Here is a 24,409-nt window from a genome sequence, read left to right as displayed (position 1 = left end):
TTCATCGCGTTTCTTCTCCGACACCGTCAATCGTGCGGTGCCCGTTTGTTGCCCGTCGCTTGCGCGCTCGGGCGGGTCTGATGGCCCCTGGGGGCCCTATCCTGCCGCGTGACCTGCGATGGGAGATCCCAAGGCGCCAGCGGCGAAATTCCTGCCCGGGGCCCGTCATTCCAAAAGGAGACACCCCGGCTCTCCTACATAAAGGCAGTGTACCGGAAATGACAATGCACAATCGTAAGCTGCATGTTTGGCCCGGGCGGCCATGCGCCGCGGGGGCGGATCAGAGCGGGCCCGGCAGGCGCTCCTCGCTCAGAAGCACATTGGCCTCAACCGCGCCCGCGCCCGGCAAGGTCATGATTCTACGCCGTAAAATCCGCTCGAAATCGGGCAGATCCCGGGCCACGATCCGCAGGCGATAATCGTAAAGGCCAAGCACATGTTCGACCGTCTGGACCTCGGGGATCGCCGTCACGGCGCGTTCGAAATCTTCGAGACTCACGCGGCCCTTGGTGGCGAGCTTCACCCCGAGGAAGACCGTGACCCCGAAACCGAGGGCCTCCCGGTCCAGTTCCAGCTTGCGCCCGGCGAGAATGCCCGCCTCCTCCAGCCGCCGGATGCGCCGCCACGTCGCCGGCTGTGACAGGCCGAATTTCCGCCCGAGCGCGCCGGCGCTTTGTTCGGCATCCAAGGCCATGGCCCGGAGAAGCCCGCGGTCGATGTCATCGAGAGCAATCATACAGGCAGGACTTCGTCGGCCTTGATCCGCGCCACATGCATCAGCGCCTCGATATCGGCGATATGCGGCAAGTGGAGGATCCGCTCGCGGTAGACCTTCTGGTAATCGCCCATGTCGCGCGCGATCACCGAGAGCCGCACATCGACCCGCCCGAGAAATGTCTGGATCTCGATCACCTGGGGGACTTGCCGCGCGGCCTCGATAAAGTCATCAAAGGCGCGGGGGTTTGTCTTGTCCAGGGTGATGCGCAGCGAAACCTCCACCGCGTAGCCAAGCGCCGCCCAGTCGATGCGCGCGCGCGTGCCCCGCACGATGCCTTGATCGCGCAGCCGGGCGAGCCGGCGCGAGCAAACCGTCGCCGTACTTCCGACCGCGTCGGCCAGCGCCGCCATCGGCATCCCCGGATCAGCCTGGAGCCGGCGAAGAATGCGCCGATCGAGATCATCAAGCATGAAGTTTACCTTATTTCCCCGTACCGCGAATAGAATCCGTCTCTTTTCCGCTATTCAACCGAATTACGAAACCCCTATTCGCGCATTCTCATTATGCTGCGGCTATCTTGAAACGGAAGGAACATCCGATGCGCGTTTACTACGATCGCGACTGCGACATTAACCTCATCAAAGACAAGAAAGTGGCGATCCTCGGCTACGGCAGCCAAGGCCACGCCCACGCCCTTAACCTGCGTGACAGCGGCGCCAAGAACCTCGCCGTGGCCCTGCGCGATGGCTCGCCCTCGGCGAAAAAGGCGGAAGCTGAAGGGCTTACGGTCATGGGCATCGCCGAAGCCGCGGCCTGGTGCGATGTGATCATGTTCACCATGCCCGACGAGCTGCAGGCCGAGACCTACAAGAAATACATCCACGACAACCTCCGCGAGGGCGCCGCGATCGCCTTCGCCCACGGCCTCAACGTCCACTTCGGCCTGATCGAACCCAAACCGGGCGTCGACGTCATCATGATGGCGCCCAAGGGCCCGGGCCACACGGTGCGCGGCGAATATACCAAGGGCGGCGGCGTGCCCTGCCTCGTGGCGGTGAATCAGGACGCGACCGGCAAGGCCCTCGAAATCGGCCTCTCCTACTGCTCCGCCATCGGCGGCGGCCGCTCGGGCATCATCGAGACCAACTTCCAGGAAGAGTGCGAAACCGACCTCTTCGGCGAACAGGCCGTGCTCTGCGGCGGTCTCGTCGAACTCATCCGCTGCGGCTTCGAGACGTTGGTCGAGGCCGGCTACGCGCCCGAGATGGCCTATTTCGAATGCCTCCACGAGGTGAAGCTCATCGTCGATCTGATCTACGAAGGCGGCATCGCCAACATGAACTACTCGATCTCCAACACGGCGGAGTATGGCGAGTATGTCTCCGGGCCGCGGATCCTGCCCTACGACGAGACGAAAAAGCGCATGAAAGAGGTGCTGACCGACATTCAGACCGGCGTCTTCGTGCGTGATTTCATGCAGGAAAACTCGGTCGGCCAGCCGATGTTCAAATCCACCCGCCGCATCAACGACGGCCACCAGATCGAGGAAGTCGGCGCCAAACTGCGCGGCATGATGCCGTGGATCTCCTCGGGCAAACTGGTCGATCAGGAAAAGAACTGATCCCACAAGACCCAAGGGCCGCCTCCGTGGACGTGGCGGCCCTAGTCAAAACGCATAAAACCGCAGATCCATATGATCCCGCGCCACGCAATATGGATATCTTCGCGCCAGAAAATAGGCCCAGGCGTCAAGCCGGACGTCCCTAACTCCAGTGAAGAAGTCCAAATCGTATGCCTACGACCAATCTGGGAGCTCGGGTCAGAGCTCCTATGACCAAACCTATAGTGAGCGCTTTCTAAGCCATTCTTCGAGCAACACGTAATGCGCCTGCTTGGTTCTGGCAGAATGACCAACGATTCCTTGGGAAAGGCCTTCGGTTACGAAACCCGTTTTCCCCGGCACCTCAGTAGGTTTCACTTCAGACGCCTCAAAGACTCGCTTGACCTCTTCCCAGAATTTTATCCCTTCGGCTTTAGCCTTCATATCATGCGTGGGGATCGGCTTCCCGTAGACACGCATTGGCCGAATTTTCATAGAAACAGGGGTAAATCTCTCCGCGTGCTGAGGCCCGAAAGATTTCGCTGGTTTGTCAAAACGAATTTTGAGAAGCTCCGGTGCAAGATTGTTGATCATATCATACAATATCTGGCGATCCTTAACGGCTTCATAATCATGAGCAAGAGCCGCCAGAACGAAATCTTTTCCGCCCAGAGGAGCAAGCCGATATCCGGTTTGCGACGGATTTCCGGCATGCGCGCGGCCCCTGAACTCATTGTAGAATAGCAGATCGTTCCGATTGGATTGAAATCTTTTTCCCAGCTGTTTCATTTCGCGTGCCAGCTTTAGAAATTTCGGAAATTTTTGAAAAATATTTCGCTTTCCTACTAGATAGCGAGCAATCAGAAGCGCATTTCTATTTCTGTTCTGGGGTCTCGCAAACCCGCCAGCAAGACCAGTAATACGCAGTTCACCTGGATCCATTTCTGAAAAGCGCGGCAAAACAAGACTATAGTAGCCTAGACACCTTAGTTGATATTCTTGCCAGATACTTTTCCAATCCATCGCATTCTCAGGCTTTTGGAGCCTGTACTGCAAGTCGAAGCCCGTCATTTCCGAGACTTCAGTTGCAATATCGCGATCCAGATCTGCTCCGGGCTGCGTATTCGGGCCCGAACCCACGAACAACTGCGGTAGTCGCATACCCTCAGCCACACAGGAATTGTAGATATGCGACGCAAAGGCAACCGTTGCGCGACTGTCCACCCCGCCGGTGCAATCAAATACAACATGCCGTGTCTCATCTCGCATCAGAGCAGCGAGCATGCTCACCCATTTAGACATACCTGCTTCGAAATGTTGCTTGTAAGACACCTGAACCACCACCGGGCGCTCGATCCGGATATTCTCAGAGTCGATATCGATGAAACTCCCGGAAGGAGTCAGTCGAATTTCATTGAACGGTGTTTGAAATGTCTGCGGACTTCTATAAAGTTTTTGGTCAAAATCCTCGAGAACATCGGAATTTCGCGACAATCTAATCCCGTTTGCCAAAAGATGATCTGCCAGCAACGTGACCGAGTTTGAAACAGCCCAAAGCCCACGCCGTTGATATATAAAAATCGGCATCAGCCCGTGAAAGTCGCTGCCAATGCGAAACACGCCGCCCATCTTCCGGCACAGGAAGTAACAACCATCTTCATTTTCACGAGGATCAAATTCGGTACAAGCGGACGCTTCCGCGAAACCTTCGGGCCCGAACACAATGTTTTGGTCGTCTATATAATGACCGCTGAAGGCTTCAGATTTTGGCGGAGCCCAGCTTGAATATACGAAATATCCGAAACCTGCTGCCGTTATCTCTTGAGCCACCACATCAGCCATCCATCTTCAATGCCGAGATAAACGCCTCCTGCGGGATGTCCACCTTCCCGAACTGGCGCATCTTTTTCTTGCCCGCCTTCTGCTTGTCGAGAAGCTTCCGCTTCCGCGTCGCATCCCCGCCGTAGCATTTCGCGGTCACGTCCTTGCGGAGCGCAGAGAGGGTTTCGCGGGCGATGACCTTGCCGCCGATGGCCGCCTGGATCGGGATCTTGAACATGTGACGCGGGATGAGGTCTTTGAGCTTTTCGCACATGGCGCGGCCCCGCATTTCGGCGCGGTCGCGGTGGACCATGGTGGAGAGCGCGTCGACGGGTTCGTCGTTGACCAGCACCTGCATCTTCACGAGGTTGTCCTCGCGGTAGCCCGTGAGTTGGTAATCGAAGGAGGCGTAGCCCTTGGTCACGGATTTGAGCCGGTCGTAGAAGTCGAAGACGACCTCGTTGAGCGGCAGGTCGTAAACCACCATGGCGCGGGCGCCGGCGTAGGTCAGGTCGAGCTGGATGCCGCGGCGATCCTGGCAGAGTTTGAGCACGTCGCCGAGGAATTCGTCCGGCACGAGGATCGTCGCCTTGATGCGCGGCTCCTCGATGTGGTCGATTTTCGACGGGTCGGGCATGTCGGCGGGGTTGTGCAGTTCGACCATTTCGCCGTCGCGGCCGTAGATGTGGTAGATCACGGAGGGCGCGGTGGTGATCAGATCGATGTCATATTCGCGCTCGATCCGGTCGCGGATCACTTCGAGGTGCAGCAGGCCGAGGAAGCCGCAGCGGAAGCCGAAGCCGAGGGCGGCGGAGGTTTCCATCTCATACGAGAAGCTGGCGTCGTTGAGGGCGAGTTTCTCGATCGCGTCGCGCAGGTCCTCGAACTCGGCCGAATCCACCGGGAAGAGCCCGCAGAAGACCACCGGCACAGAGGGTTTGAAGCCCGGAAGTGGCGTCTCGGCGCCTTTCTTTTCGTGGGTGATCGTGTCGCCGACCTTGGTGTCGCGCACCTGTTTGATCGAGGCGGTGAGGAAGCCGATCTCGCCGGGGCCGAGCTCGTCCACCGCCTGCATCGCCGGGCGGAAGACGCCGATCCGGTCCACGTGGTGCACCGAGCCGGTCTGCATCATCTTGATGCGCTCGCCCTTTTTCAGCACGCCGTCCATGATCCGCACGAGCACGATCACGCCGAGGTAGGCATCGTACCAACTGTCGACGAGCATCGCCTTTAGCGGCGCGTCGCGGGTGCCCTTGGGGGCGGGCAGGTGTTTGACGATGGCCTCAAGCGTCTCGCGGATCCCCTCGCCCGTCTTGGCGGACACCCGGATCGCGCCGGAGGCATCGATGCCGATCACGTCCTCGATCTGCTCGGCGACCCGTTCGCAATCGGAGGCCGGCAGGTCGATCTTGTTGAGCACCGGGACGATGTCGTGATCCGCGTCGATGGCCTGATAGACGTTGGCGAGCGTCTGCGCCTCGACCCCTTGGGTGCTGTCCACCACCAGAAGCGAGCCCTCGACCGCGCGCATCGAACGGGAGACCTCATAGGCGAAGTCCACGTGGCCGGGCGTGTCGATGAGGTTGAGCACGTATTGCTCGCCGTTCTCGGCGGTATAGTCGATGCGGACGGTGTTGGCCTTGATGGTGATGCCCCGCTCGCGCTCGATGTCCATCGCATCGAGGAGCTGTTCCTTCATGTCCCGCGCGGCGACGGTATCGGTCGTCTGGATGAGCCGGTCGGCGAGCGTGGATTTCCCGTGGTCGATGTGCGCCACGATGGAGAAATTGCGGATATGCGCGAGGTCTGTCATGCATCGGGATATGCTGCGGTTTGCGGGGGGCGTCAATGGTCGTTGAACTAAGGAAGCAAGAGCAGGTCGGACAGTGGCTCAACGGCATGCCGCGAGAGGTCTCTCAAGCTCGGATCGTGAGATCGACCCATCTCACGAAGCCCGCGATCGGCGCAGCGCGGATGGTCGGCTCCTCCGACGTTATCAGACTCATTGCCACGAGCGTCATACCGGGAGGAATGATCGATGGGGTCTGAGCCCAGCTTCTGGAAAAACTGGAAGGAAGGCGTGGTCCCGGAGGACTGCAAAAATCCTCGCAGCGCCCTCATCTCTGCTCTTGGAGCAGGTACGGTGACTATGCGTTTAATATGGAGTCCTAAAGACGGGCGGTGAAGGATTGGCATTCATCGAGACGTAGGTAGGGCGCCTGTCACTCACCGCGCCGTCGAACCGGTCGTTCGCGACGTGACGATCGGCGGCCCGGCGGTGCGCGGCGGGCTTCGGCTTTGCGTCCGCGCGGGGTGCTTTGATCTGAGCCGGGCTGTTCAGTGCGCCGCCGTCTTGCCGAAGACCGATCCCCAGAGCGGGCCTACGAGTTTGGTTCCGACAGGGATGAGGATCACGCCGAGGATGAGGCCGAGGAGGCCGTCGAGGGTGGCTTTGGTGAGCCATTCGACCGTGCTCGTGATATTATTGGCGGGAACGGCGTGGCCCACGACTTCGGCGACGTGGTGGATGACCTCTTCGGGCGCGTGCCAGCCCATCTGCGCCAGCCCGTGCACGATGATCGAGCCGCCGACCCAGAGCATCGCTGCGGTGCCGATCGTGGTGAGGAGTTTCATGACGACCGGCATGGCTTTGACGATGCCGCGCCCGATCGTCTGAGTGATGCCGAGGCGGCCGTTGTCGGCCATGAAGAGGCCGACGTCATCGGCTTTCACGATGAGCGCCACAGAACCGTAGACCGCGAGCGTGATGAGCACGGCGACGGCGGCGAGCGTGGCGGCTTCCATCCAGAAGTTCGACGGCGGGATCGCGGCGAGCGCGATGGTCATGATTTCGGCCGAGAGGATGAAATCGGTCTTGATGGCCCCGGCGACCTTTTCCTCTTCGAGGTGGGCAGGATCGCCGGTGTCGTGGCTGCTGTCCGGCCCGCCGTGGTGGGCGCCGAAGCCGAGCGCGTGGGCGATCTTTTCGGCCCCTTCGAAACACAGGTATGCCCCGCCGAGCATCAGCAGCGGCGGGATCAGCCAGGGCGCGAAGGCTGAGAGCGCGAGGCCGATGGGCAGGAGGAAGACAAGCTTGTTGATGAGCGAGCCGCGCGCGATTTTCCAGATGATGGGCAGCTCGCGCTTGGCGGCGAAACCGTGGACGTATTTGGGCGTGACGGCCGCGTCGTCGATCACCGCGCCGGCGGCCTTGGACCCCGCCTTGAGCGCCTGGGCGGCAACGTCATCGACCGAGGCCGCCGCGATTTTCGCGATCCCGGCCACATCATCCAGCAAAGCCAGCAATCCACTCATCGGCGCAGTCTCCTCAGCACACACGTCGGCCCGACCCTAACGGTGCGCGCCCTGAACTCAAGCCTGAACCGGGCTCTCGGCCGGGCGCAGCCATCCCGGCTCAACCCGCGCGGCTCAGTCCCGGTTCCGCCCGCGGACCGGTTTTTCCCAGATCTCATCGCGAAGCTGGCCGTAGACGAGGGCGACGAATATCCCCGTCCCGCCGATCACGTTGCCCAGAAGCGCCGGCAGGATGCCCCCGAACACCGCAGCGCTGACGCTCAACTCACCCGACAGCACCAGCACGAAGAGCTCCGTCGCACCGGCGACCACGTGGGACATGTCGGCAAGGCCGATGACGTAGGTGACGATGATGATCATCAGGATCTCGCCCGCGTCCTCCATCCGGGGCATGATCCAGACCAGCGCCGCGATCATGAAGCCCGCCGGTATGCCGCGCATGACATGCTCCCAGCCGCTCGCCTCGGCATAGTGACGCGAGATCGCAAGGACGCCTTCAAGCCGCGCCTCGGGCAGGATCCCGGCGATGGCCATGACCCAGGCCGCGACGAAACAGCCCGTCATGTTGGCCAGAAAGACGATCGCCCAGAGCCGCGCGATCTGGCCGAGCTTGCGCCATGTGGGCGCGATGAACAGCGGCAGGATCGGGGTGATGGTGTTTTCGGTGAAGAGCTGCATCCGGGCGAGGATCACGATGAGAAAGCCGACGGCGTAGCCAAGGTTGGAGACCGCCGGCGCCCAGTCCGCATCGGGCAGGACCGAGACCAGCGCGCCCTTGCTCAGCACTGAGCTGCTGATCGCGATGCCCGCAGCGATGCCCGACCACCACAGCGCGCTGAACGGGCGCGAAAGCTCGTGGTTGCCCTCGCGCCGGATCGCCTCGAAGATCACCGTCGTGGGGACGTTCTCGACCCGGTGGACCTTCTCCTCCTCCTCGTCGGGAAGGACGGGCTCGGCGTCTGCCTCTTCGGCCCGCGCCTCCGCCTCTTTTGCCTCCGCCTCTTTTGCCTCCGCCTCTTTCGCCTTCGCCTCGGCCTCGGCCGCCTCCCGCGCGGCGTCTTGTCCGCCGCTCCTCGCCTTGTCGGCCATCTGTGCTTCCTTTTCGGCTTTTGTTGCCCGCCACCCTAGCCGCGAGGATGGGGCGCTGACAATCGCGCGCCGATCTGGCATCAGGCGGGGGCACCCCGCCCTGCCCCGCGCGAAAGCCCGCCCATGACCAACACCGTCGCCCTCTGGCTCGCCGCCCTGCTGATCCTCTCGGTCGCGGGGGATCTGGTGCTGCAGGATGGCGCGTGGCTGGTGTTTCTGGGCAAAAAATTCCTCGCGCTGACCGACTGGGTCGCCTTTTGGCGCTGATTGCGCGAACAGCCCTCCCCCCCTGTTGACCTTCGCGCGGATTTGGGGAGGTTAGCGGGGAACCTTCCGCAACGGGCGGAAGACGCGAACGAAGGGAGAAGGGCATGGCGCTCAAGGTTGCAATCAACGGCTTCGGCCGGATCGGTCGGAACGTGCTGCGGGCGATGATCGAATCGGGCCGCACCGATATCGAGGTCATCGCGATCAACGATCTCGGCCCGGTGGAGACCAACGCCCACCTGCTGCGCTATGACAGCGTGCACGGCCGGTTCCCCGTCGAGGTCAAGACCGGCACCGACACGATCGACGTGGGCACCGGGCCGATCAAGGTCACGGCCGAGCGCAATCCCGCGGACCTGCCGTGGAAGGACGTGGATGTGGTGATGGAATGCACCGGCATCTTCACCTCCAAGGAGAAATGCCAGGCGCATCTGGAAAACGGCTCCTCGCGCGTGCTGATTTCCGCGCCGGGCACGGATGCGGACAAGACCATCGTTTATGGCGTCAACCACGACACGCTCACCAGCGAGGATGTGATCGTCTCGAACGCGTCCTGCACGACCAACTGCCTCTCGCCGGTGGCCAAGGTGCTCAATGACGAGATCGGCATCGTCAAGGGCTTCATGACCACGATCCACAGCTACACCGGCGACCAGCCGACGCTGGACACGATGCACAAGGATCTCTACCGCGCCCGCGCCGCGGCGCTCTCGATGATCCCGACCTCGACCGGGGCCGCCAAGGCCGTGGGCCTCGTGCTGCCCGAGCTCAAGGGCAAGCTCGACGGCGTCGCGATCCGCGTGCCCACGCCCAACGTCTCGGTTGTCGATCTGACCTTCGAGGCCGCACGCGAGACCTCGATCGAAGAGATCAACGCCAAGATCAAGGCCGCCGCCGACGGCTCGCTCAAGGGCGTGCTTGGCTACACCGAGGAAAGCCTCGTTTCGATCGACTTCAACCACAACCCCCATTCCTCGGTCTTCCACATGGATCAGACCAAGGTCATGGAGGGCACGATGGTGCGCATCCTGACGTGGTACGACAACGAATGGGGCTTCTCCAACCGCATGTCGGACACCGCCGTGGCGATGGGCAAGTTCCTCTGATCAGACGAAAAATTCCAAGCGCAAGGCCCGGGCAACCCCCGGGCCTTTTTTATTGCCGGTGCAGGGGCATGGGCCGAACAGCGGCTCCCGAAGACACCTTTGAAGGTTGTCAGCCATGCGGACACATGCGCCAAGCCGGGCAAGCGCCTGCCCGTGGGATGGCGCCCCGACGCTTGAACGGGTCCACTTTATGGCGCCAGGTACTTCACCCCAGCGAGGTCGCCCCGACCCCAACCAGAGCGCCAGCCCGCCGGGACGGGCAGGCGCTTGCCCGGCGGCCCTCAAGGGCCTTGTTCCGGGCTTGGGCAAAGTCCAACCATTGTGAGGCAAGCACCAGCCCGCCGCATTGGTCAACGGGAGGCTGCCGAGGAGCTAATCCAGAAAAATGACACTGAGTGAGGTCTCTCGAACCACATGACGGACACCTTCGCGGCGACGGGTAAGCCACTATGATCAATACGATACTTCGCAGATCACGGCCCGGGGGAAACTCCGGGCCTGTTCGGTTGCATGTCCCTGATCAAACGGCCCCGAAAACAAGGGCGCCGCGCGCAAATAATTCGATGGTTCGGACCGCGCGCCCTTGCTAGGAGAGCGGCATGATTCACGGTATCGCGGTATATGTTGAAAAGGGTGCGAGCATGGGTTTGAAGGTCGGTTTAAAAGCGGCAGGTCTGGCGCTTGCGCTCTGGGTCGCCGGTGCCTCGGTCAGCGCGGCCTCCACGGTGCGTCCCGTGGCCGTCACGGTGGGCGGAAAGGCCTATTCCATCGGGGTCTATTCCGGCAGCTTCGACGACAACGCCCGCGTGCTCTCGTCCCAGGCCTGGTGGCGCAACCCCAGCCTCGCGCAGTCGCTCGCACTCTCCGTGGGCAACCAGCTCGGCAGCCAGAGCATCGGCGCGGCCAGCGGCCCGCTCGGCGCCCTCTTCGCCACCTCCGAGACCACCTTGGGCGGGGAGATCAACACCTGGGCCTACTCCGCCGGGGGCACCATCGTGTCGCTGCGGCTCGACGATCTGCTCGGTGCCAACTACGCGATCGCCGCGGCGCTCTGGCCCGATCCGGATCCCAGCCCCCTGCCCGGCACCACGCCGGTCCCGCTGCCCGCGGGCGCGCTGCTCCTGCTCACCGGGCTTGGCGCGCTCGCGCTGCGCCGCCGTTACGCTTTTGCCGCCAAACTCCTGCTGCTGGGCTCACACCCGCTGAGCCCACACCGCTGAATTCAGCCGCCCGACAGGCCGGCCTCGACGGACTTGCCCAGTCGCGGCAGGCGCGCCTTTTTCATCAGCTTGCGCAGGGGCCATGTCTCGCCCGAGAGCCGCTCGGCCTCTGACCGCACCCGCTCGACCACCCCGGCCACTGGCCCGGGGTGCTGCGCATGAAGCCCGCGCAGGAGCTGGTCGGCATCCTGCCGCTCCAGCCCTTCTTCGGCGAGGATATTGCGCGGAAAATCCTTGGCGTTCATCGTGATGATGAGATCGGCACTGCCCGCGATCGCCGCGGCGAGCACATGGGTGTCGGAGGCATCGGGCAGCCAGAGCCGCGCTTCGAGCGAGGGCGGATAGGTGACGGCGGCCCTCGGCCATTGAACCCCGAGCGCCGCGATCTCGCCGCGCGCGAAAGCCTCGTCCCCCGGCCCCAGACGTGCCGCCGCCCGCGCCCATTCCTCCAGGATCCGCGCCGACCAGAGCGGCGTGAAAAGCCCCTCGGCGGCAACCCCGAGAAGCACTTCGCGCATCACGGTCGGATAGAGGACATTGGCGTCGAGCAGCGCCTTCATAGCCGGTAGAACAACGCCTTGAGATAGCCCGTCTCGGCCAGTTGCGGCAGGAGCGGATGGTCCGGCCCGGCAAATCCGGTGTGGATCAACTGGCCCGCACGGCCCGCCTTGCCGATGCCGCGGGTGGAGGCCGCGCGGAAGGCATCGAGCCCGGCCGCGTGGGAACAGGAGCAGAGCCCCAGATAGCCGCCCTCGGCAACCAGCGGCGCAGCCAGCCGCGCGATCCGCTCATAGGCGCGCAGGCCCGGATCGAGGGTTTTCCGGGACGGCGCGAAGGCGGGCGGGTCGCAAATCACCACGTCGAAGACCTCGCCCTCCTCGGCCAGCGCCGCGAGCGTGTCGAAGGCATCGCCCTTGCGGGTTGCAAACCGCTCGGCCACGCCGGACGCATCGGCGCCCTGCACCGCGAGCTCCAGCGCCGGCGCCGAGCCATCGACCGCCAGCGCAGAGGCCGCCCCGCCCGCGAGCATCGCGAGGGAAAAGCCGCCCACGTGGGAGAAGACATCGAGCACGCGCGCGCCCTGCGCCAGACGCGCGGCCAAGGCATGGTTGGGCCGTTGGTCGAAATAGAGCCCGGTTTTCTGCCCGCCCATCAGGTCGGCCATATATGTCGCGCCGTTCATCGGCACCGGGATCGGCCCCTCGGGCGCCGCGCCGCGCAGCACCTCAAGCACCTCCGGCAGCCCTTCGAGCCCGCGGGCGCGGGACGTGCCGTTGAGGATCACCGTGCTGACCCCGGTCACCCGTTGCAGCGCATCCGCGATCATCTCCTTGCGCGCATCGGCCCAGGCCGCGTTGGGCTGGAGCACCGCCACATCGCCGAACCGGTCGATCACCACGCCGGGCAGCCGGTCGCCCTCGGCATGGACCAGCCGGTAGAAGGGCGCGCTGTAGAGCCGCGTTCGATGGTCCAGCGCCGCCGAAAGCCGGGCCTCGATCCAGCTCTGGTCGATCTCGGCCTCCGGGTCGCGGTCGAGCATCCGCCCGACGATGCGGCTCCCGGGGTTCACCGCAACAAGCCCCATGGCCGTGCGCCCCTCGTCTTCCAGCACCGCCAGCGTCCCCGCTTGCAAGCTCTTTGTGCGCCGGTCCAGAACCAGCTCATTATCATAGACCCAAGGGCTGCCGTGGCGTATGGCGCGGGCATTGGCCTTGGGTTTGAGGCGGATCGCAGGGTATTTCGCTTGTGTCATGGCGCGGTTCTATCCCAAGTTGGGGGCGGGTTGAAAGCGCCCCCGTGACCGGGGAAGATGTTTTGACGCAGAGTGATCCCTATCCGGTTGTTAGCGCTAACGCCCCCTGCTAGACTTGCAGTCAAGCCAAAGGAGAGTCGCAGCCATGCCCCTCAACAGCACCGTCTCCGCCGTCACCGAGCGCATCATCGAGCGCTCCCGTCCGACCCGCGAAGCCTATCTCGATAAAATGTCGCAAGCCGCCGAGGATGGCCCCCGCCGGGCGCATCTGACCTGCGGCAACCAGGCCCATGCCTATGCGGCGATGGGCGCCGACAAGGGCGCGCTTGCCACCGAACGCGCGCCCAACCTCGGCATTATCACCGCCTATAACGACATGCTCTCGGCCCACCAGCCCTTCGAGCGCTACCCCGGGCTGATCCGCGATGCGGCGCGCGCCGCTGGTGCGACGGCGCAGGTCGCGGGCGGGGTCCCGGCCATGTGCGACGGGGTCACCCAAGGCCAGGTCGGCATGGAGCTGTCGCTGTTTTCGCGCGACGTGATCGCGCTCGCGGCGGGCGTGGGCCTGAGCCACAACACCTTCGACGCCGCTCTCTACCTCGGGGTCTGCGACAAGATCGTCCCCGGCCTGATCATCGCCGCGGGGACCTTCGGCTACATCCCCTCGATCTTCCTGCCCGCCGGCCCGATGACGAGCGGTTTGCCCAATGACGAGAAAGCCAAGGTGCGCCAGCAATTCGCCGCCGGCGAGTTGGGCCGCGACAAGCTGATGGAAGCGGAGATGCAGAGCTATCACGGCCCCGGCACCTGTACCTTCTACGGCACCGCCAACACCAACCAGATGCTGATGGAATTCATGGGCCTCCACCTGCCCGGCGCGAGTTTCGTCAACCCCGGCACGCCGCTGCGCGATGCGCTCACCGTCGCCGGGACAGAACGCGCGACCCAGATCACCGCTCTTGGCAACGACTACCGCCCGGTTTGCGACATCCTCGACGAAAAAGCCTTCGTCAACGGGCTCATCGGCCTGATGGCGACGGGCGGCTCGACCAACCTCGTGCTGCACCTGCCCGCCATGGCGCGGGCCTGCGGCGTCATCCTCGAACTGGAGGATTTCGACGCGATCTCCAACGTCACGCCGCTGATGGCCAAGGTCTATCCCAACGGGCTGGCCGACGTGAACCACTTCCACGCCGCGGGCGGCCTCGGCTACATGATCGGCCAGCTGCTCGACGCGGGGCTCTTGCACCCCGACACCAAGACCGTGGCGGGCGACGGGCTGGAGCACTACACCCAGGAGCCGCAGATCAAGGACGGCGCGGTCACTTGGGTGCCCGGCACGCGCGAGACGCTCAACGACAAGATCCTGCGCCCCGCCACCGATCCCTTCCAGCCGAGCGGCGGGCTCAAGCAGCTCGCGGGCAACCTGGGCCACGGGATGATGAAAGTTTCCGCCGTCGCGCCCGAGCGCCACGTGATCGAGGCCAAGGCGCGGGTGTTTCATGACCAGCATGACGTCAAGGCCGCGTTCCAGGCGGGCGAGTTCACCGAGGACACCGTCGTCGTCGTGCGCTTCCAGGGGCCGCAGGCCAACGGGATGCCCGAGCTGCATTCGCTGACCCCGATCCTCGCGGTGCTGCAGGATCGCGGGCTGAAGGTCGCGCTGGTGACGGACGGGCGCATGTCCGGCGCCTCCGGCAAGGTGCCCTCGGCCATTCACATCAGCCCCGAAGCCGCCGCCGGCGGGCCGCTGGCACGGTTGCGCGATGGCGATCTGATCCGCGTCGATGCGGTCTCGGGCGTCATCGAGACGCTGGCCGAAGGGTTCGATGCGCGTGAGCCGGTGACCCCCGATCTTTCGGGCAATGGCCATGGCGTCGGGCGCGAGCTCTTCGCCGCCTTCCGCGCCAACGTGGGGCTTGCCTCCAACGGCGCCGCCGTGGTCGTCTGACCCAGCCCTACTCCGCAGTTTTCCCAAGAGGACCGACATGACCCCAGAAGCCGCCAGCCGCGAAAACGAAGCGCTCTGCCGCGCCGCCCCTGTCATCCCCGTGCTCGTCATCAAGGACGCCGCGACCGCGCGGCCCCTTGCCGAGGCGCTGGTCAAGGGCGGGCTGCCCGCGCTTGAGGTGACGCTCCGCACCCCCGCCGCGCTCGACGTGATCCGCGAGATGGCGCAGGTCGAGGGCGGGATCGTGGGCGCGGGCACGCTGCTGACCGCCGAGGACGTTGAGAAGGCCAAGGCCGCGGGCGCGCGGTTTGGCGTCTCGCCCGGCGCGACAGACCGCATCCTCGATGCCTGCGAAGCCAATGATCTGCCGCTCCTGCCCGGCGTTGCGACGCCGTCGGAGGCGATGCGCCTGCTGGAGCGTGGCTACACGGTCCAGAAGTTCTTCCCCGCCGAGGCCAATGGCGGCGCGCCGGTGCTCAAGGCCTGGTCCTCGCCGCTGCCGCAGATTCGCTTCTGCCCCACCGGCGGCGTCTCCACCAAGAACGCCCCTGACTATCTCTCCCTGCCCAATGTGCTCTGCGTCGGCGGCAGCTGGGTCGCGCCGGGCGATGCCGTGGCCAAAGGCGACTGGGGCGCGATCGAAGCCCTCGCCAGAGACGCGGCCGCCCTGTCGCGCTAAACTCCAGCGCCGCTCCGGCTCACCCCTGAGAGCGGCGCCCGCGCCAGCCGCCGCGACGGCTCGGCGTCGGGCTCGACAGGCGCGCCTCCGACAGGACCGCCGTCATCGGATGATCCGGCGCCTCGGCCGCCTTCCGGGCATGAAGCCGCGCAATCGCGGCGGCCTGGTCGCCGCTCTCCCGGTGCGACAGCGCCCAGTCGAGGAAGATCGTCCGGCAATCGCTCGCCGAAATCCCCTCGATCCGATAGGCCTCGCGGATGAGCCCCTTGGGATCGTCGGGGTCGATGTCTTTGCGCGCGTCTTGTGTCATGTCTCAAAATCCGGGGTGGTGCTGGCGCTTTTTGCCGCGCGGGCCAGGGCCTGTTCGAGGATCTCCGCCGCCCGCTCGGTACGCTTTGCAAACCGCGCCTGCAAGCCCGCGAGATCCGCATCGCCCGTCTGCGACAGCAGGAACCGCCGCGCGCCAAGGCCGAGCTCCTCCGGCGACACGGCCGTGTTCGCCAGCAGGCGCAGCGAAATCTGCAACGCCACGCAAAGCGCGTATGTCTCTTGCAGCTCTTCGGCCTCCGGCAGATCGATCAGCGACAGCCGCGCCGCCGCGATCAGCCCCGCCGGCGTCCTGCGGCTGGGCTTGCCCGCCAGCAGCGTCGCCGCCTGGGCAAAGAGTTCAATGTCCTGCGCCCGCCCGGGGCCCGGCTTCGGATCGAGCGGCCCGGCGGGCGATTTGGCGGCGGCAAGCCGCACGCGCATCTCTTCCAGATCGTGCAGCACCTTGGCTTGCGCGCGCGGCGCCGACAGGACCTCTTCGCGCAAACTCTCGATATCCGCCCCAAGCGCCTCGGACCCGGCGACCCCCCGCGCCCGTGTCAGCGCCAGATGCTCCCAGGTCCAGGCTTCATCACGCTGGTAATTGCGAAAACTCGCCCAGCTCGCGGCCACCGGCCCCTGGCTTCCCGAGGGCCGAAGGCGCATGTCCACCTCATAGAGCTTCCCCTGCGCCATGCGGGCGGTGAGCGCGGTGACGAAGGCCTGAGTCAGCCGGGCGTAGTAGACGCGGGCCGAAAGCGGTTTCGGCCCGGTGCTCTCGCCCTCGTCCTCAGGATCGTAGATCACGATGAGATCAAGGTCCGACTTCGCCGAAATCCGCCCCGCCCCGAGCGAGCCCATCGCCAGCACCGCCGCGCCGCGCCCCGGCGGCGGGCCATGACGCCGGGCGAACTGCGCGATGACTTCGGGCCAGAGCGCGGCGATCACCGCCTCGGCAAGCTCGGCGTAGTGCCGGCCAGCGGTCTCGGCATCGATCATCCCGCGCAGATGATGCACCCCGATCCGGAAATGCCATTCCTTGGCCCATCGCCGGGCCAGATCGAGCCGCGCTTCATAGCCATCCTCGCGCGCCATCCGCGCCGCAAGCCCCTCACGCAGCGCCGCCGTCCCGGGCCAATCGGCGAAGAAATCCCCCGCGATGACCGCATCAAGCACCGACGAATTGCGCGACAGAAACGCGCCCAGCTCGGGCGAGACGGCGCAGATCTCGACCAGAAGGTCCAGCAGCTGGGGCCGTGCCTCGAAGAGGGAGAATACCTGAACACCGGCGGGCAAGCCCTTGAGAAACCCGTCGAAAGCCTGAAGAGCCTCCTCTGGGCGGGCCGAATCCGCAAGCTGTTCCACCAGCCTGTCGCGCAGGCGGCCAAAGATAGTGCAGGCGCGCTGGCTGCGCAGGGCGGGATAATTCATCCAGCGCCCGACGACCTCGTTTGGCAGGATGTCGTGCAGCTTGGGCACCTCGCCCGCAGACCCCGTCTCCGCCCCCTCCGGGCCCGGCTGATCGGGCACGAAAAACCCCTCGATGAGATCATGCACCTCGGTCAGCGCCGCCCCAAGCTCGGCGCGCATCGCGCGCTCCTCCACCCCCATGAAGGCCGCCAGCCGGGCAAAGCCGCTGTCGTTTTGCGGCAAGTCATGGGTCTGGGCGTCGTTGATCATCTGGAGCCGGTGCTCGACTTCGCGGTGTTGGCGGTAGCGCAGGATGAGCCGCTCGGACACCGCCTCGGGCACCCAGCCGGCAGCGGTCAGCGCGCGCAGGCTGTCAACCGTGCCGCGCAGGCGCAGGGACGGGTCGCGCCCCCCGGCAATGATCTGCTGGGTCTGGGTGAAAAACTCGATCTCGCGGATCCCCCCGCGCCCGAGTTTCATGTTGTGGCCCCTCAGGGAGATCGGCCCCACGCCCCGGCCGTGGCCGCCCTTGTGATCGCGAATGCGCAAGCGCATGTCGTGGGCGTCCTGAATTGCGGCGAAATCGAGGTGGCGGCGCCAGACGAAGGGCGTGAGGTCCCGCAGGAACCGCTCCCCCGCCGCGATATCACCCGCGCAGGGTCGCGCCTTGACATAGGCCGCGCGCTCCCAGGTGCGGCCAAGGCTCTCGTAGTAGCGCTCGGCGGCTTCCATCGCCAGAACGACCGGTGTCACCGCCGGATCCGGGCGCAGGCGCAGGTCGGTGCGGAAGACATATCCCTCGGCGGTGGTGTCGGAGAGCAGCGCGCAGGCCTTGCGGGTGGCCCGCACGAGGCTCTGGCGCGCCTCGCCATAGTGATCGCGCTCGAACCGGGTCTCGTCAAAGAGGCAAATCAGGTCGATATCAGACGAATAGTTGAGCTCGAACGCGCCCATCTTGCCCATGGCCAGCGCCGTGAGCCCGCCCGCGGTCTGCGCGTCCTGCTCGGTCGCGCCGGGAAGTTTGCCGCGCCGGATCTCGGCTCCGACGGTGGCGCGAAAGGCGGCATGGGTGGCGGCATCGGCGAAGCGTGTGAGCGCTGCGGTCACCTCTTCGAGCGACCAGACGCCCCCCAGATCGGCAAGCCCCGTCAGCAGCGCCACGCGCCGTTTTGCCTGCCGAAGCCCGGCGCCGAGCGCATCGGGCGCCATCTCATCCACCTCGGCCAGAACCGCCGCCATCGCCGCTTCCGGTGCCTCGAGCGCGCCGGGCCACCAGGCGATTTCCTTTTCGAGCAAGGACTTGAGGTAAGGGCTGCAACCCGCCGTTCCCAGGATGAGCGCGGCGATCTCCGGCGCGAGCCCGGCCGTCATGCCGCGCAGCTCCTCCGCGCGCTCTGAATCATAGGGGGTCGGGCTGCGGGTCAGTCGGGTTTGAAAACTCATGGCCTTGTTTGGAACGCGGCGCGGATCGGGTCAATGCCGAGCCCGTTTCATGCGCTACTCTCCCGGGTACGGAACCGGACGATTCGCCGGAAATCCGCGTCCCGGAGCGCCGATTGGGGTGGGACCATGTGCGCACGGATCACGCGAAAACGCTCTCGCCAAGACGGGCCCCTCACAAACACATTCACCAAGTGGTTGAAAACAAAAGATAAAAACAAATAAAGTAAATATCTTTCACATAAAGCCTTGCAATGTAGCCGTGAAATCACGATCTGGTGTAATGTGAACAGCATTCACATCCAAGCAAGACCCACAGAAACAGCTTCATTCAACGTCGGAGATACTGCCATGACACCTGCCCTTCAAACGCCCGTCTCGGATCGGCCCACCGGCTGGTTTTCCAAGGCCGAGGCATGGCTGGACAGCAAAGGCAAAGGCGCCTGGATCGCAGCCATGGTTCTCGGCTTCGTGTTCTTTTGGCCCGTTGGCCTCGCCCTTCTGTTCTACATGATCTGGAGCAAAGACATGTTCAAGAAATCCCGCCGCTCGACCTCCTCCCGCCTGCATGGTGCCGGCGTCGTCTTCAAACCCTCTGGCAACAGCGCGTTTGACAGCTACAAGGCCGATACGCTGCAACGTCTGCAAGACGAGCAACGCCAGTTCGAGGAGTTCCTGGAACGCCTGCGCGATGCCAAGGACAAGGCCGAGTTCGATCAGTTCATGGACGACCGCCGCGCCAGCGCCACCCGCCCCGTGCAGGACGATGACGCGCCGCAGCGCGACGCCTGATACCACCACTCGCGAGCCGGACCCGGAACTCCGGGCCCGGCTGGTGGTTGATACCTGGAACGAAAAACCTGCGCCGAGGACCACGAGAGACACCATGACCCAGACCTACACCGCCCTGCCCGACCCGGAGATGCAATCGGAATTCTACGCCGATGTGCCGAGCAAACGGCTGATCGCCTGGGGGATCGACCTGATCGTGGTACTGCTGCTGTCGATCCTGGTCCTTCCGTTTACCGCCTTTACCGGCTTGATCTTCTTTTCCTTCCTGCTGCTCTGTGTAGGCTTTATCTATCGCGTCTGGACGATCTCCAGCCGGTCGGCCACCTGGGGCATGCGGCTGATGGCCATCGAGTTTCGGGACCGGGACGGACAGCGTTTCGAGTTCGGAACCGCCTTTTTGCACACGCTGGGCTACACGATCTCGATCGGGATGCCCTTGGTGCAACTGCTGTCGATCGTCCTGATGCTCGCCACCGCGCGCCGTCAGGGATTGACGGACCACATCCTCGGCACCGTCGCGATCAACCGGCGCGCGGCGGACTGAGCGAGTACGCGCAGTCGCGTTAACCAAAATCTCTGCAAAGTTTGCGTTTGTGGCAAGAATGTGGCGGTAATGCGGGCTATTGATCCTCGCTTCGGCCTCCCCATTTTTGCGGACTTGGCGAGACAATCCCAGATTGTTATCGTGACCGTGCACAACAGAGTTAATCAGCAACATGCGCCACTCCCTGCCGCTGGCCCCACAGTTTTACGTGACCGCGCCGCAAGCGTGCCCCTATCTGCCGGGCCGGATGGAGCGCAAGCTCTTCACCGCGCTACAGGGCGATGGCTCTGAGGAGCTCAACAACGCCTTGTCGCAACAGGGGTTTCGCCGCTCGCAGAATGTGCTCTACCGGCCGTCCTGCGCCGATTGCGCGGCCTGCCTGTCCGCGCGCATTCGGGTGGAGGACTTTGTCCCGACCCGGAGCCAGAAACGCGCGATCAAGCGCAACCGGTATCTGGAGCGGCAGGCGACATCGCCCTGGGCCACCGAAGAGCAATACGCGCTCTTCCGGACCTATCTCGATCATCGGCATACCGATGGCGGCATGGCGGAGATGGATATCTTCGAGTTCGCCGCGATGATCGAGGAGACGCCGATTCGCACCCGGGTCATCGAGTATCATGACCCCGAGAGCCGCAAACTCGTGGCGGTGTGTCTCACGGATGTGCTCGAGGACGGGACCTCGATGGTCTATTCCTTTTTCGATCCGGCGCTGGAGCGCCAGAGCCTCGGAACCTACATCATCCTCGATCACATCGCGCTCGCGCGCGAGGCGGCGCTGCCATACGTCTACCTCGGCTACTGGGTGCCGGGCAGCCCGAAGATGGATTACAAGGCGCGGTTTTCCGGCCTTGAGGTTTACGCCGGCGGTCGCTGGAATCCGATGCGCGATCCGGAGGAGTTCGCCTCCCAGACCCATCCGCTCTCGGTCGATCCGATCGCCGAGCAGGTGGCCAATATCGCGCTGCCCGACCTGACCCGGCGCTGAGCGCGGGCCAGCCGCCTTCATTCACCGACTTTGCAACCTGCCGGTCACGGCGCGGGACCAGCGCCCCGCACCGCGCGCCCGGCGTTATTTCGGCATGAGATCCGGGACGATGGTCACGATCTGCGGGAAGAACCACATGATCGCGAGGCCAAGGACCTGAATCAGTACGAAAGGCGCCACGCCGCGATAGATATGGCCTGTCGTCACCTCGGGCGGCGCCACGCCGCGCAGGTAGAAGAGGGCAAAGCCGAAGGGCGGCGTGAGGAACGAGGTCTGGAGATTAACCGCGATCATGATCGTCACCCATTTGGGATCGAACTCGCCGCCATAGATCACCGGCCCGACGATGGGGATCACGATGTAGATGATTTCGAGGAAATCCAGCACGAAACCGAGGATGAAGAGCACCAGCATCACGATCAGGAAGACGGTGAACTCGCTGTCGAAGCTGCGCAGGAACTGCTGGATGTAATGTTCGCCGCCGAAGGAGATCACCACGAGATTGAGCAGCTGCGAGCCGATCAGGATGGTAAAGACCATCGACGTGACCTTGGCCGTCTCGCGGACGACCGGGCTCAGCACGCGGCCGCGGAACAGCACCCAGCAGGCATAGATCAAGCCGAAACCCGCGACGAGATAGGCGACCTGAGCGGCAAAGAAGGCGATCCAGGTCTCGGCGCTTACGTCCTCGCGGTTGATGCGCAGATCGAAGTTGACGCCGATGAGGATCATCAGCACGAGCGCGAAGCTGGCCAGGATGATCACCCGGCCCGAGCCGCCCTCTTCTTTGAGCCGCCGGTAGGCCGCGAGCATGATCGCGCCTGCGGCGCCGAGGGCCGCCGCCGGGGTCGGGTTGGTGATGCCGCCGAGGATCGAGCCGAGCACGGCGACGATCAGGATCAGCGGCGGGAAGACCACGCGCAAGAGCTCCGATTCCGCGAGCCGGGAGACCGCGTGGCGACAGGCCCAGAGCACGATGGCAAAGGGAATCGCGAGCAGCAGCCAGCTTTTCAGCGGCGAGGTGAGCGGACCGATGAAGAGGATGTCGACCGCCAGAACGAGGAGCAGGCCGAAACCGCCGGCGAAAAGGGGCAGCGGGTCGCGCTCGGGCGCGATGCCCTGCGCCGTGGTGAAGACCAGCCCGAGGCCGAGCACGATGACGGCGAGCCCGGTGCCGATGGGCGGCGCCGCGGCGATGGCGGCCTCGCGCGCGAGCGCGATCTGTTCCTCGGTCAGCGCTTCGGCCGTGGCGGCCCCGCCGGAGGCCTCGATCGCCGCGGCCTGCGCGAGGGCGGCGTCCCAGGTCTCCTGCCCGTGCAGCGCGATCATCGACGCCTGACAGGCCTCGCTCACATTGGTGCGCAGCGCGGGCTGCTCCACAGCGGCGGCGAATCCGTCCACCGAGATCACCTGGCTGCCCGAGATGCCAACGCTCGACAGCCCCACGAAGATCGCGATGGCGAGGGCCGGAATGGCGAGGAACCACAGCAGTTGCGCGCGCCCGTCAGAGCTGGCGCCGCCGCTGGAGGCGAGCGCCACCGAGGGCGCCTTGGACGGGTTGAAGAGCGCGTAGCCAAAGGCGTAGGCGGCATAGAGCACCGCAAGGAAAATGCCGGGCAGGAGCGCCGCCTGAAACAACGTGCCGACCGAAACGACGGCAGGCTGGCCGAGATAGGTCAGCGCGTCGGAGCAGCCGGCCTCGACCGCGCGTGTGTCCTGCGCCGCGGCGTAAAGATCGCCTGCGAGCGTGCCAAGCAGGACGATCACGATGGAGGGCGGGATGATCTGGCCCAGCGTCCCCGAGGCGGCGATCACCCCGGTGGAAAGCTCAGGCGAGTAGCCGTTGCGGAGCATGGTGGGCAGGGACAAAAGCCCCATGGTCACGACCGTCGCCCCGACGATCCCGGTAGAGGCCGCAAGGAACGCGCCGACCACGACGACCGAAACCGCAAGTCCGCCGGGCAGCGGCCCGAAGACCCGCGCCATGGTGGTCAGCAGATCCTCGGCGATGCGCGAGCGTTCCAGCGTGATGCCCATCATCACGAACATCAGAACCGCCAGCAGGGTCTCGATCGACTGGCCGGCGAACACGCGTTCGTTGATGCGGTTGACGATGAAGGAGAGGTTGCGGTCAAGCGCCGTCTCCCAGCCCTGCGGGAAGACCGGCGTCTCGTAACGCGGCAATTCGGGGTATCGGAAGATCGAGATCGCGTCGCTGCGCACCCCCTCGGCGATGAGCGCGCGATAGGCGTCGCTCCCGGTGTCGATCGCCTGATGGATCAGCAGGCCGGCCCCGTCGAGCATGGCGATGATGCCAAAGGCGATGGCCCCCGCGCCGCCGATGGCAAAGGCCACCGGAAAGCCCGAGAGGATCCCGCCAAACAGGCAGAGAAATACGATGATCAGGCCGATCTCGACGCCGTCTAGTCCAAACAGCATGGCTGTCCCCTGCCCTTATTAATGCGTGCCTTCATAGGCTTCTTGTCCCTCGCCCAGCGTGTCGCGGTCGAGATATTTGCCGGCGGCCTCTTCACCCTCGCGCAGCTCAAGCCAGCTCCGCCACAGGAACGCCCAGGCCTGGATGAAGACCAGCCCGGCGAAGAGCACCATGAGGATCTTGAAGAGGAAATAGGCGTCGAACCCGTTCGGCGAGAACCCGATGGTCTCGACATTCCAGCGGAAGGCGCGCGCCTTCATCAACAGCCGTTCCAGCGGCTCGGAGGCCGAGGGTTTCGGCACGATGAGGTGGCGCCAGAGAAAATACCAGCCGTACATCCAGATGATGACGGCCATGGGCATCATGAAGATGACCGAGCCGACCATGTCCATGATGCGTTTGGTGCGATGGCCGACCGCCGCATAGATGAGATCCACCCGAACGTGGCCGCCCTGCACGAAGGTGTAGCACACGCAGAGCGCGACGATGATCGCGTTGTAGAATTTCAGCTCTTCGGCCCACCAGGAGATATCCCGCGAGAACGGGACGCCGAAGCCGAATGTGATTTCGACGCGGGCGAAGATGCGCTGGACGAAGACGATGACGACCTGTTGCAGCACCATCAGCAGCCCCGCCCAGGCCGCGATCCGGCCGATCCAGTTGAAGGCGAATTCCGCCACCCGCACCGCGCCCCACAGGAACGGGCGCGAGGCGATGCCGATGAGCGTGATCACCAGCATCAGCGCGAGGACGGCGAAGAAGAACTCCACCGAGCCGCCGAAATAGACCACCCGCATGACCGCCTGCGGGTCCGCCCAGTTGAGCCAAAGCCCGGGATGGGTCAGCGCGTAGCCGATGTTGTAAAATGCCATGGCGAGGTTTTCGAGCACCCACAGGATGCCGGCGATCGGTCCGCTTGCGCCCGCTGTCTCTTCCACGAGGTCGCCCCTTGTTGCCTTTGCGCGCGCTTGCG

21 protein-coding genes are annotated in these 24,409 nt (G+C 64.6%); 9 read left to right on the top strand and 12 right to left on the bottom strand.

Features of this window, described 5'->3' with window-relative positions; translation table 11 throughout:
• Positions 1–280 precede the first annotated feature (280 nt).
• The gene (locus BM353_RS05980; RefSeq protein WP_092077853.1) at positions 281–736 is read right to left on the bottom strand and encodes an Lrp/AsnC family transcriptional regulator; all 456 of its coding nucleotides are present in this window, start codon (positions 734–736) and stop codon (positions 281–283) included.
• Positions 733–1,188: an Lrp/AsnC family transcriptional regulator gene (locus BM353_RS05975; RefSeq protein ID WP_092077850.1), complete on the bottom strand. Its 456-nt coding sequence runs from the start codon at positions 1,186–1,188 to the stop codon at positions 733–735. Before BM353_RS05975 ends, BM353_RS05980 begins: the two co-directional genes overlap by 4 nt.
• A gap of 128 nt (positions 1,189–1,316) precedes the next feature.
• On the opposite strand from BM353_RS05975, the gene ilvC reads away from it, so the two are divergent.
• The gene (gene ilvC, locus BM353_RS05970; protein ID WP_092077847.1) at positions 1,317–2,339 is read left to right on the top strand and encodes a ketol-acid reductoisomerase; all 1,023 of its coding nucleotides are present in this window, start codon (positions 1,317–1,319) and stop codon (positions 2,337–2,339) included.
• Positions 2,340–2,558: 219 nt separating this feature from the next.
• Here the strand turns inward: ilvC and BM353_RS16580 are convergent, their stop codons facing one another.
• From BM353_RS16580 to BM353_RS05945, 4 genes are all read right to left on the bottom strand, one after another.
• Entirely contained in the window at positions 2,559–4,160 is a 1,602-nt protein-coding gene (locus BM353_RS16580) for a hypothetical protein (RefSeq protein ID WP_143104107.1), read from the bottom strand.
• Positions 4,153–5,952 carry a translation elongation factor 4 gene (lepA, locus tag BM353_RS05960; protein WP_092077841.1) on the bottom strand — a complete coding sequence of 600 codons (1,800 nt, stop codon included), beginning with the start codon at positions 5,950–5,952 and terminating at the stop codon, positions 4,153–4,155. The genes BM353_RS16580 and lepA overlap by 8 nt, the downstream gene beginning before the upstream one ends.
• 524 nt (positions 5,953–6,476) lie before the next feature.
• The gene (locus tag BM353_RS05950) at positions 6,477–7,454 is read right to left on the bottom strand and encodes a DUF808 domain-containing protein (protein WP_092077835.1); all 978 of its coding nucleotides are present in this window, start codon (positions 7,452–7,454) and stop codon (positions 6,477–6,479) included.
• Between the two features lie 114 nt (positions 7,455–7,568).
• Positions 7,569–8,543 carry a formate/nitrite transporter family protein gene (locus BM353_RS05945; protein ID WP_092077832.1) on the bottom strand — a complete coding sequence of 325 codons (975 nt, stop codon included), beginning with the start codon at positions 8,541–8,543 and terminating at the stop codon, positions 7,569–7,571.
• A 123-nt stretch (positions 8,544–8,666) separates the two neighbouring features.
• Here BM353_RS05945 and BM353_RS16865 point away from each other — a divergent pair, with 123 nt between their 5' ends.
• The 3 genes from BM353_RS16865 (at position 8,667) to BM353_RS05935 (ending at position 11,136) form a co-directional block, all read left to right on the top strand.
• Positions 8,667–8,810, top strand: coding sequence for a hypothetical protein (locus tag BM353_RS16865; RefSeq protein WP_177220461.1), 144 nt, complete (start codon positions 8,667–8,669; stop codon positions 8,808–8,810).
• Positions 8,811–8,914: 104 nt separating this feature from the next.
• Entirely contained in the window at positions 8,915–9,916 is a 1,002-nt protein-coding gene (gap, locus tag BM353_RS05940) for a type I glyceraldehyde-3-phosphate dehydrogenase (protein WP_092077829.1), read from the top strand.
• A 641-nt stretch (positions 9,917–10,557) separates the two neighbouring features.
• On the top strand, positions 10,558–11,136 hold the full coding sequence (locus BM353_RS05935) for a VPLPA-CTERM sorting domain-containing protein (RefSeq protein WP_177220460.1): 579 nt from the start codon (positions 10,558–10,560) through the stop codon (positions 11,134–11,136).
• A 2-nt stretch (positions 11,137–11,138) separates the two neighbouring features.
• On the opposite strand, the gene BM353_RS05930 is transcribed toward BM353_RS05935, so the two are convergent.
• Both BM353_RS05930 and BM353_RS05925 read right to left on the bottom strand, forming a co-directional pair.
• Positions 11,139–11,696 (bottom strand): RSP_2648 family PIN domain-containing protein, encoded by a 558-nt coding sequence (locus tag BM353_RS05930; protein ID WP_092077823.1) that lies wholly within the window; start codon positions 11,694–11,696, stop codon positions 11,139–11,141.
• On the bottom strand, positions 11,693–12,889 hold the full coding sequence (locus tag BM353_RS05925) for an RSP_2647 family RNA methyltransferase (RefSeq protein ID WP_092077820.1): 1,197 nt from the start codon (positions 12,887–12,889) through the stop codon (positions 11,693–11,695). Before BM353_RS05925 ends, BM353_RS05930 begins: the two co-directional genes overlap by 4 nt.
• 145 nt (positions 12,890–13,034) lie before the next feature.
• On the opposite strand from BM353_RS05925, the gene edd reads away from it, so the two are divergent.
• Both edd and eda read left to right on the top strand, forming a co-directional pair.
• The gene (edd, locus tag BM353_RS05920; RefSeq protein ID WP_092077817.1) at positions 13,035–14,840 is read left to right on the top strand and encodes a phosphogluconate dehydratase; all 1,806 of its coding nucleotides are present in this window, start codon (positions 13,035–13,037) and stop codon (positions 14,838–14,840) included.
• 37 nt (positions 14,841–14,877) lie between these two features.
• Positions 14,878–15,519, top strand: coding sequence for a bifunctional 4-hydroxy-2-oxoglutarate aldolase/2-dehydro-3-deoxy-phosphogluconate aldolase (eda, locus tag BM353_RS05915; protein ID WP_092077814.1), 642 nt, complete (start codon positions 14,878–14,880; stop codon positions 15,517–15,519).
• A 19-nt stretch (positions 15,520–15,538) separates the two neighbouring features.
• Here the strand turns inward: eda and BM353_RS05910 are convergent, their stop codons facing one another.
• Both BM353_RS05910 and BM353_RS05905 read right to left on the bottom strand, forming a co-directional pair.
• A complete protein-coding gene (locus BM353_RS05910) occupies positions 15,539–15,829 on the bottom strand; it encodes a hypothetical protein (protein WP_092077811.1) in 291 nt (96 codons plus the stop codon).
• A complete protein-coding gene (locus BM353_RS05905; protein WP_092077808.1) occupies positions 15,826–18,678 on the bottom strand; it encodes a bifunctional [glutamine synthetase] adenylyltransferase/[glutamine synthetase]-adenylyl-L-tyrosine phosphorylase in 2,853 nt (950 codons plus the stop codon). Before BM353_RS05905 ends, BM353_RS05910 begins: the two co-directional genes overlap by 4 nt.
• A 348-nt stretch (positions 18,679–19,026) precedes the next feature.
• Here BM353_RS05905 and BM353_RS05900 point away from each other — a divergent pair, with 348 nt between their 5' ends.
• From BM353_RS05900 to BM353_RS05890, 3 genes are all read left to right on the top strand, one after another.
• Positions 19,027–19,467 carry a DUF2852 domain-containing protein gene (locus BM353_RS05900; RefSeq protein ID WP_092077805.1) on the top strand — a complete coding sequence of 147 codons (441 nt, stop codon included), beginning with the start codon at positions 19,027–19,029 and terminating at the stop codon, positions 19,465–19,467.
• 94 nt (positions 19,468–19,561) lie between these two features.
• On the top strand, positions 19,562–20,011 hold the full coding sequence (locus BM353_RS05895; protein ID WP_092077802.1) for an RDD family protein: 450 nt from the start codon (positions 19,562–19,564) through the stop codon (positions 20,009–20,011).
• Positions 20,012–20,183: 172 nt separating this feature from the next.
• A complete protein-coding gene (locus BM353_RS05890) occupies positions 20,184–20,999 on the top strand; it encodes an arginyltransferase (RefSeq protein WP_092077800.1) in 816 nt (271 codons plus the stop codon).
• 84 nt (positions 21,000–21,083) lie between these two features.
• Here BM353_RS05890 and BM353_RS05885 read toward each other — a convergent pair whose 3' ends face one another.
• Positions 21,084–23,438 (bottom strand): TRAP transporter large permease, encoded by a 2,355-nt coding sequence (locus BM353_RS05885; RefSeq protein WP_092077797.1) that lies wholly within the window; start codon positions 23,436–23,438, stop codon positions 21,084–21,086.
• 18 nt (positions 23,439–23,456) lie between these two features.
• On the bottom strand, positions 23,457–24,308 hold the full coding sequence (locus tag BM353_RS05880) for a TRAP transporter small permease subunit (RefSeq protein WP_425439397.1): 852 nt from the start codon (positions 24,306–24,308) through the stop codon (positions 23,457–23,459).
• Between the last annotated feature and the right edge of the window lie 101 nt (positions 24,309–24,409).

Source organism: Poseidonocella sedimentorum, from assembly GCF_900116005.1.
GTDB classification, from domain to species: domain Bacteria; phylum Pseudomonadota; class Alphaproteobacteria; order Rhodobacterales; family Rhodobacteraceae; genus Poseidonocella; species Poseidonocella sedimentorum.
This window is presented reverse-complemented; position numbering and strand designations above follow the sequence as displayed.

Bases quoted from the DNA above. Each gene is read 5' to 3' on its own strand.
- BM353_RS05980 (WP_092077853.1), bottom strand. From the start codon at position 736: ATGATTGCTCTCGATGACATCGACCGCGGGCTTCTCCGGGCCATGGCC.
- BM353_RS05975 (WP_092077850.1), bottom strand. From the start codon at position 1,188: ATGCTTGATGATCTCGATCGGCGCATTCTTCGCCGGCTCCAGGCTGAT.
- ilvC (WP_092077847.1), top strand. From the start codon at position 1,317: ATGCGCGTTTACTACGATCGCGACTGCGACATTAACCTCATCAAAGAC.
- BM353_RS16580 (WP_143104107.1), bottom strand. From the start codon at position 4,160: ATGGCTGATGTGGTGGCTCAAGAGATAACGGCAGCAGGTTTCGGATAT.
- lepA (WP_092077841.1), bottom strand. From the start codon at position 5,952: ATGACAGACCTCGCGCATATCCGCAATTTCTCCATCGTGGCGCACATC.
- BM353_RS05950 (WP_092077835.1), bottom strand. From the start codon at position 7,454: ATGAGTGGATTGCTGGCTTTGCTGGATGATGTGGCCGGGATCGCGAAA.
- BM353_RS05945 (WP_092077832.1), bottom strand. From the start codon at position 8,543: ATGGCCGACAAGGCGAGGAGCGGCGGACAAGACGCCGCGCGGGAGGCG.
- BM353_RS16865 (WP_177220461.1), top strand. From the start codon at position 8,667: ATGACCAACACCGTCGCCCTCTGGCTCGCCGCCCTGCTGATCCTCTCG.
- gap (WP_092077829.1), top strand. From the start codon at position 8,915: ATGGCGCTCAAGGTTGCAATCAACGGCTTCGGCCGGATCGGTCGGAAC.
- BM353_RS05935 (WP_177220460.1), top strand. From the start codon at position 10,558: ATGGGTTTGAAGGTCGGTTTAAAAGCGGCAGGTCTGGCGCTTGCGCTC.
- BM353_RS05930 (WP_092077823.1), bottom strand. From the start codon at position 11,696: ATGAAGGCGCTGCTCGACGCCAATGTCCTCTATCCGACCGTGATGCGC.
- BM353_RS05925 (WP_092077820.1), bottom strand. From the start codon at position 12,889: ATGACACAAGCGAAATACCCTGCGATCCGCCTCAAACCCAAGGCCAAT.
- edd (WP_092077817.1), top strand. From the start codon at position 13,035: ATGCCCCTCAACAGCACCGTCTCCGCCGTCACCGAGCGCATCATCGAG.
- eda (WP_092077814.1), top strand. From the start codon at position 14,878: ATGACCCCAGAAGCCGCCAGCCGCGAAAACGAAGCGCTCTGCCGCGCC.
- BM353_RS05910 (WP_092077811.1), bottom strand. From the start codon at position 15,829: ATGACACAAGACGCGCGCAAAGACATCGACCCCGACGATCCCAAGGGG.
- BM353_RS05905 (WP_092077808.1), bottom strand. From the start codon at position 18,678: ATGAGTTTTCAAACCCGACTGACCCGCAGCCCGACCCCCTATGATTCA.
- BM353_RS05900 (WP_092077805.1), top strand. From the start codon at position 19,027: ATGACACCTGCCCTTCAAACGCCCGTCTCGGATCGGCCCACCGGCTGG.
- BM353_RS05895 (WP_092077802.1), top strand. From the start codon at position 19,562: ATGACCCAGACCTACACCGCCCTGCCCGACCCGGAGATGCAATCGGAA.
- BM353_RS05890 (WP_092077800.1), top strand. From the start codon at position 20,184: ATGCGCCACTCCCTGCCGCTGGCCCCACAGTTTTACGTGACCGCGCCG.
- BM353_RS05885 (WP_092077797.1), bottom strand. From the start codon at position 23,438: ATGCTGTTTGGACTAGACGGCGTCGAGATCGGCCTGATCATCGTATTT.
- BM353_RS05880 (WP_425439397.1), bottom strand. From the start codon at position 24,308: ATGGCATTTTACAACATCGGCTACGCGCTGACCCATCCCGGGCTTTGG.